General features: G+C 69.4%; 7 protein-coding genes. 2 read left to right on the top strand and 5 right to left on the bottom strand.

Translation table 11 applies throughout. From position 1 onward, the window contains the following. Positions 1 to 566, top strand: a 566-nt coding sequence (gene rfaE2, locus NON19_RS25825) for a D-glycero-beta-D-manno-heptose 1-phosphate adenylyltransferase (RefSeq protein WP_255931473.1), incomplete at its 5' end; no start/stop codon positions are given. A 190-nt stretch (positions 567 to 756) separates the two neighbouring features. Further along, positions 757 to 2220 carry an aminotransferase class I/II-fold pyridoxal phosphate-dependent enzyme gene (locus NON19_RS25820; RefSeq protein WP_255931472.1) on the top strand — a complete coding sequence of 488 codons (1464 nt, stop codon included), beginning with the start codon at positions 757 to 759 and terminating at the stop codon, positions 2218 to 2220. A gap of 289 nt (positions 2221 to 2509) precedes the next feature. Here NON19_RS25820 and NON19_RS25815 read toward each other — a convergent pair whose 3' ends face one another. The 5 genes from NON19_RS25815 to NON19_RS25790 form a co-directional block, all read right to left on the bottom strand. Continuing rightward, positions 2510 to 2785: an isoamylase early set domain-containing protein gene (locus NON19_RS25815; protein WP_255931471.1), complete on the bottom strand. Its 276-nt coding sequence runs from the start codon at positions 2783 to 2785 to the stop codon at positions 2510 to 2512. 245 nt (positions 2786 to 3030) lie between these two features. Then, positions 3031 to 3237, bottom strand: coding sequence for a hypothetical protein (locus NON19_RS33520; RefSeq protein WP_308213733.1), 207 nt, complete (start codon positions 3235 to 3237; stop codon positions 3031 to 3033). Between the two features lie 353 nt (positions 3238 to 3590). Then, positions 3591 to 4166: an isoprenylcysteine carboxyl methyltransferase family protein gene (locus tag NON19_RS25805; protein WP_255931469.1), complete on the bottom strand. Its 576-nt coding sequence runs from the start codon at positions 4164 to 4166 to the stop codon at positions 3591 to 3593. Positions 4167 to 4170: 4 nt separating this feature from the next. After that, on the bottom strand, positions 4171 to 5277 hold the full coding sequence (locus tag NON19_RS25800; protein WP_255931468.1) for a type III polyketide synthase: 1107 nt from the start codon (positions 5275 to 5277) through the stop codon (positions 4171 to 4173). 280 nt (positions 5278 to 5557) lie between these two features. Further along, on the bottom strand, positions 5558 to 6349 hold the full coding sequence (locus NON19_RS25790) for a FadR/GntR family transcriptional regulator (RefSeq protein WP_255931467.1): 792 nt from the start codon (positions 6347 to 6349) through the stop codon (positions 5558 to 5560). Positions 6350 to 6518: the final 169 nt, after the last annotated feature.

The following is a 6518-nucleotide window of genomic DNA, read 5'->3' as shown; positions in this document are numbered from 1 at the left end:
CGGTGCGTGCGGCCACCGACTTCGTCGCCCACGGCGGCGCGGGCAACCCCACCTGCTGGCACCCCGCGCGGCCCGCGTCGTCCCAGCCCGCGCCCGATCCCGCCGATCCGTTCGCCCTGGCCAGGTCAGTGCGAGCCGCGGGCGGGACCGTGGTCGCGGCGGGCGGCTGCTTCGACCTGCTGCACGTCGGGCACATCGGCCTGCTGGAATCCGCCCGCCGCGCGGGTGACTGCCTCATCGTGTGCCTGAACGGCGACGCCTCGGTCACCCGCCTGAAAGGACCAGGCCGCCCCCTGGTCCCGGCCACCGACCGCGCCCGGGTGCTGGGCGCGCTGGGCTGTGTGGACGCGGTCGCCGTCTTCGACGAGGACGTCCCCCACGACCTGCTCCGCAAACTGCAACCCGACATCTGGGTCAAGGGCGGCGACTACACCACCGAAACACTCCCCGAGACCGAGATCCTGCGCTCCTGGGGCGGCCAGGCCCTGGTACTGCCCTACATCGCCGACCGCTCCACCACCGAACTAGCCCAACGCGCCGCCACCACAGCGGTCCACAACGAGTAACCCGAGATGAACACGATGAGCCCCGAGGAACTGGGAGGCTCCCCAATGCGCTGACCGCCACCAGATCGCACCGGCTGCGACCGCGCCTCAACGAGCGCCGCCAAACGAACACCGTCAGACAACGGTCATGTGCAACGCCACCGAAGACGCCGAAGTGTGCTTGCTGCGGTAGGGAGGACAGGGAGGAACCATGGACCACTCGCGGGCGCCGGTGCTGGAGGCCTTGCAGGAGTTTCGACGCCGCGGTGACGTGGTGTTCGGCCCGCCGGGCCACAAACAGGGTCGTGGGGTGGACCCCCGAGTCGCGGATGTCGTCGGCAGGGATGTCTTCCGTTCGGACGTGCTGTCCCTCAACGGGCTGGATGACCGTCGGCAGTCGCAGGGCGTGCTCGCTCAGGCCCAGGAGCTGATGGCGGACGCGGTCGGCGCCGAGCGGGCGTTCTTCTCCACCTGCGGCAGTTCGCTGTCGGTCAAGACCGCCATGCTGTCGGTGGCTGGCCCGGGTGAGAGGCTCCTGCTGTCGCGCAACGCGCACAAGTCCGTGATCGCGGCTGTGGTGGTCAACGGCGTCGAACCCATCTGGGTGCACCCGAAGTTCGACGGCGAGCGGCACCTGGCCCACCCTCCGGAGCCCGAGGACGTACGCCGTCGGCTGCGGGAACACCCCGACGCCAAAGGCATGCTGCTGATCACTCCCACCGACTGGGGTACCTGCGCGGACATCCGGGATGTGGCGGCGGTGTGCCACGACTTCGACGTCCCGCTCATCGTCGACGAGGCATGGGGTGCCCACCTTCCCTTCCACCAGGGCCTACCCGCTTGGGGCATGGACGCCGACGCCGATCTGGTGGTGACCAGCGTCCACAAGATGGGCGGTGCCATCGAGCAGAGCTCGGTCTTCCATCTTCAGTACGACCGGGTATCCGCTGAGGTCCTCAAGCAACGCGAGGACCTTCTCGGTACCACGAGCGCCTCGTCCCTGGTGTATGCCACGCTCGACGGCTGGCGCCGCCAGATGGTCGAGCAGGGCCACGAGCTCTTGGACACCGCGCTACACCGTGCGCGACGTATCCGGGCGAGGGCCAGTGAGGTGCCGGGCCTGCGGCCCATGGGCCAGGAGGTGGTCGAGGAAGGGCATGCCGCTGACTTCGATCCCCTGAAGATCGCGATCGACGTGCGGGACCTCGGCGTGAGCGGCATGCAGGCGTCCGAATGGCTGCGGGCGAACCGGCATGTGGACATCGGCGGTTCTGACAGCTGCCGCATCAGCGCTTCGATCACCCACGCCGACGACGATGAGACGGAGAGCGTTCTGCTGGACGCCCTGCGCGCGTTGGTGGAGCACGCTGACGATCTGGAGCAGCAGCCGCCGGTTCGCTTCCCCGAGCCCTCGGCGCTGGAACTGGAACAGGGCATGCGGCCCCGCGATGCCTTCTTCGCGCCGACAGAACACGTTCCCGCGGAGCAGGCCGCGGGACGCATCGCGGCAGAGATGATCAGCCCGTACCCTCCGGGCGTGCCCGTGATCGCGCCCGGGGAAGTCATCACGGCCGCGGTCGTCGACTACCTGCGCAGCGGCGTCGACCACGGCTTCCTCATCCCGGACGCGGCGGACCCGTCGCTCAAGACCCTGCGCGTGGTCCGCCACCGTTGACAGAAGTGGTCTGCTCCCTCCGTCCGGTCACGTCACATCAAGTCTCCACCGACCCGGCACAGTTCGAGGTATCGAGGCTCAACCGGGCTTTCTGCCCGGCTACATGGGACAACGGCGCCCGCCGCGCCGCAAGACTCCTCACGGGTTTCCCCCAGGTACCGCACTTCACAACCTAACGCCCCATCAGCGTCGCCCGACGACACCAAGCCCCGAGGCAGTGCCGGGGGCACCGGGCTGGGCCGTGCGGCCGCCTCGGGCGAACGCGGGGGTCAAACCGTCCAGTTGAGCTTCAGGTGTGCAGGATGCTGTTGCGGCCGTCGTGGCCGTCAGCGTCCTCCTCGTCGAACCAGTGGTTGCCGTGCGCGAGGTAGCGGAAGCCCAGCTGCTGGCCGACCGGCAGGGTTACCTTGACCGCGCGGCTGCCGTCCGGCCGCGGCGTCAGCGGGTGGGTGCCGGGCCGCCAGTCGTTGAAGTCACCGACCACGCTGACCTCTCCAGCCGGATGGTCGGCGGGAAGGACGAAGGTGACCTCGGTGTGCTTCTTGTTCGTGGTGCGCTCCAACATCGGTACCACTCCTTGGGGTTCAGGTGGGGCGTGCCAGCCGATTCTCGCCCCGTCGAGCCTCCAGGGGCGCGTGGCGCTGAACCATACGGGTTCCGTTATCAACCGTCCGGCCCCATCAACGCCCGCGATGCCACCCCGCCGCGGAGCCGCACCAGGTACTGGACGACGGCCTATGGCGCTTCAAGCCGCTCGCGGAGACCGGCGAGGTGGCCCGCTCAGCGGGCCGGACGGCGGGGCCACGGCATCTACGCCTTCGCCGGATCCTCCTCGGCCAGGAGACCGGTGACCACGCGGCCGAAGACAAGGCGTCCGACCGCGCGGCTCAGCGGCGCGAACCACCGGGGCACTCGCCGCAACTCGATCTCCTCGCGCCACAGGATCGATGATCCCCCGCGGCACGGGCTCACCTCGATCTCGGCCCATCCCGTGATGAGGGGACCCTGTTTCTCCACTCGGCAATATCCCGGTAGCTCACCGTGTGGCGGTCGCCAACGAACGACCCGCATGGGGTCGTCCAAGTGGAGACGGCCGAGGCGGGTCCGGGCCACGAACACCGTGCCCACCCCCGTCGGCGGTGGTGTTCTCACCATGACGGTCGTCAAGGGCAGCCTCTGACCATGGCGAGCCCAGTCAGTAAGCCGGCGCCACGCCTCGTCGGCAGACAATGACGACTGACGCTCGATGCGGACCCCGGTCACATGGCGATGCTACGTCGTGTCCCGGACGTACCGCTCCCGATACGGGACCAGTACGGGAGGGCGCTGAAGGCCTCGCCCGCGCAATGAGCCGCCCCCTGAGTTCGCAGTCAGCGAGCAGGCGTTCCCGGCTCGGCGGAGCGCCGGGCCTCGCGGTCTCCCCGTACCCGTAGCGACCAGTAGAGAGCCTGGTTCTCGCACTTCAGCCGGTTGGTGAGCAGGATCGCGTCGACGAACGTGAAGCAGCCCGCAGCCAGCCAGGCGGTGTGGACCAGCGGCAAAGCCGAGCCCTCGATCACGACGGCGAGGTAGTTGGGGTGGCGGAGAAAGCGATACGGGCCACGGCGGATCTGCGCGGCGCCCGGCACCACGATGACCCGGGTGTTCCAATACGGCCCGAGGGTCATAACGCACCACCAGCGCAGGCACTGCGCGAGCACGACGAGAGCGAGCATCGGCCATCCGAGGACCGGCAGGAATGGCCGATGGCCGAGCGCAACCTCAATCGGGCAGGCGAGCAGCAAGGCGCTGTGCGCCGCGACGATGAACGGGTAGTGACGTCGACCAGCCTCCACCCCGCCGCGCGCCAGGGTCCACCGCCTGTTGCGCCGGGCGACCACCAGTTCCACCGCCCGTTCCAGCGCGACCAGTGCGACCAGCAGCAGGTATGAGTCCGAGGAGCCCATCGGGTCACCACCTGACCAGCACGAACTCGGCGCAGAACCCCGGGCCGACCGCCATGAGCAAACCCAGCGTGCCCGGCGGGGGTTCCTGCCGGTTGGTGTCGCGGAGTACGTGCAGGACTGAGGCGGAGGAGACATTGCCGATCTCGGACAGTGAGCGCCACGTCAGATCGGTTGCAGCGGAGGGGAGTTCGAGCCGGTCCTCGATGGTGCGCAGCACCTTCGGCCCGCCTGGGTGGCACACCCACCGGTCGATGTCGCGGCGGCTCAAGTGGTGGTCGGCAAGGAACCGGTCCACATCCTCCGCCAGATACCGCTCGATGACCGCGGGGATGCCGTGACCCAGCACGATGTTGAAGCCGGAGTCGGTTACGTCCCATCCCATCAGGCGCTCGGTGCCCGGATACAGGCGGCTTCGGGTGGCGAGGATCCGCGAGCCGCGGCCCGCGGCGCAGCATCGGTCGGCACCCGTCATGACAACAGCGGCGGCCCCGTCGCCGAAGAGCGCGCTGCCGATCAGGGCGGGAAGCGAGTCGTCGGACAGTTGGAGCGTGAGCGAGCAGAGCTCGACGGCCACCAGCAGTGCCACCTGGTCCGGTCTGTGCAGCAGATAGTCGTGCAGGCGGGCGAGGCCCGCGGCCCCGGCGACGCAGCCGAGGCCGTGGAGCGGCATCCGCTTGACCTCCGGCCGGAAGCCGAGGCGATCGGCGAGTCTGGCATCCAGGGAAGGGGTCGCGATGCCGGTGGTGGAGGCGCAGACGACGAAGTCAATGTCGGCCGCCTTGAGGCTGGCTTCATCGAGCGCGCCGGTCACGGCCTCTTCCACCAGTTCCAGGGCGGCGGCAAGGTAGGCGTCGTTCGCCTGCCCCAGCCCTGTGAGCTTGGGGTACTCCTCCAGCGGGAGCGCCAGGTGACGGCTGCGCACTGCCGAGTTGGCGTGGAACTGTCGGAGCAGTCTGCGCCGCTCCTCGCCCAGCAGGGTCCAGTCGATCAGCGCGTCGGTGAGCGTTGCCTGCTCGTACCGGTTCTTCGGCAGGACCCCGCGAACCGAGGCGACCCGCGGCGGCTCCCACAGCTCTCCGGACCCCGCGACAGGCGATGGCGTCCAGCTCACGTCGCACCTCCGGTGTCCCCGGGAATTCGGGCAATGCCGCTGGTCTGATCACGGCATCAAGGCGACCTGTCCTCACACGGGTGCCCGCTGCGTGCGGCGTAAATCGACGATTCCCTGCAGACGACGTGAATCAGCGCTGCTGCGGGCCCGGCAGCCCGCAGCAGCGCTCACCTCCGGGCAAGCCTTCCCCTGCCGTGGCGTCCCACATGGCTTCGGCCCGGGTGTCCAACGGTGGGTCGTGGAGCGGACGAACGCCTGGCTTCACGGCTTCCGCCGTACGTTATTGCTCCCGGGGGGCGCCGTCCCAGACCGCCGACTGGGCGGAGGCGCCGTCGGGGGACTGAAGGACCGCGCGCACCACGTCGTGGTGGAAGCGCCGGATGTGGGACTCGACCAGGTCGCCGGCGCGTTCGGCGTCCCCGGCCGCGATGGCGTCGTGGACGGCGTGGTGTTCCGCGCGCAGGCGGTCCCGTTCGTCCTCCCAGTCCTCCAGCCGGTGAAAGGCCGTCAAGAGGGTGTGTCGCACCGCGTTGCGTACCGCGACGGTCAGATCGGCGACCAGGCGGTTGCCCCCGGCCTCGGCGATGGCGACGTGGAAGCGGGTGTCATGGTCGTTGAACTCCTCGCGGGAGATCTCGGGGGCATCCATGTGTTCCAGGCATTCGGCCATCCGGGCCAGGTCCGCTTCGGTGGCCTGGTCGGCGGCGAGGCGGGCGCTCGACCGCTCCAGCGTGGCGCGGGCCTCCACGACGTCCTTGAGGGGGAAGTTCGCCAGCGCGATGTGCAGCCGCAGCAGCTGGGTGAGGCCCGCGCTGGGCATGGCGGCGATGACGCTGCCGGAGTCGGGGCCGGTGCCCACCCGGGCCCGCAGGACTCCCTGGGCCTCCAGCACTCGCAAGGCCTCGCGGATCGCGGCGCGGCTGACCCCGAGCAGCTCGACGAGTTCCCGTTCGGGCGGCAGCCGGTCCCCGACGCGCAGCTTGCCAGCCAGGATCTGCTCCTCGATCCGCGCGAGGACCAGTTCGTAGGTCCGCGAGCGCGGCACAGGTTCCCAGATCGTCGGCTCAGCCATGAAAGCCCTTCTCGTCGAGGTGGGGCACGAGGTGGTGTCCGCCCGCCCGGACTCAATGGTAGTCGATGCGCCCATCGCTTGGTCTGACCAAAGAAAATTCCGCGCCGCACCCCTGGACGCGCAGAGGGTGATGTACCTAACTTTGAACTGTCCAGGCAATGGTCTGACC

The organism is Streptantibioticus rubrisoli, assembly GCF_024436055.1.
GTDB classification, from domain to species: Bacteria; Actinomycetota; Actinomycetes; order Streptomycetales; family Streptomycetaceae; genus Streptantibioticus_A; species Streptantibioticus_A rubrisoli.
The sequence above is the reverse complement of the archived record's forward strand: the minus strand, read 5'-3'. Positions and strand labels throughout refer to the sequence as shown.

Excerpts from the sequence above, each read along its gene's own strand:
- NON19_RS25820 (WP_255931472.1), top strand. The coding sequence starts at position 757 with ATGGACCACTCGCGGGCGCCGGTGCTGGAGGCCTTGCAGGAGTTTCGA.
- NON19_RS25815 (WP_255931471.1), bottom strand. The coding sequence starts at position 2,785 with ATGTTGGAGCGCACCACGAACAAGAAGCACACCGAGGTCACCTTCGTC.
- NON19_RS25805 (WP_255931469.1), bottom strand. The coding sequence starts at position 4,166 with ATGGGCTCCTCGGACTCATACCTGCTGCTGGTCGCACTGGTCGCGCTG.
- NON19_RS25790 (WP_255931467.1), bottom strand. The coding sequence starts at position 6,349 with ATGGCTGAGCCGACGATCTGGGAACCTGTGCCGCGCTCGCGGACCTAC.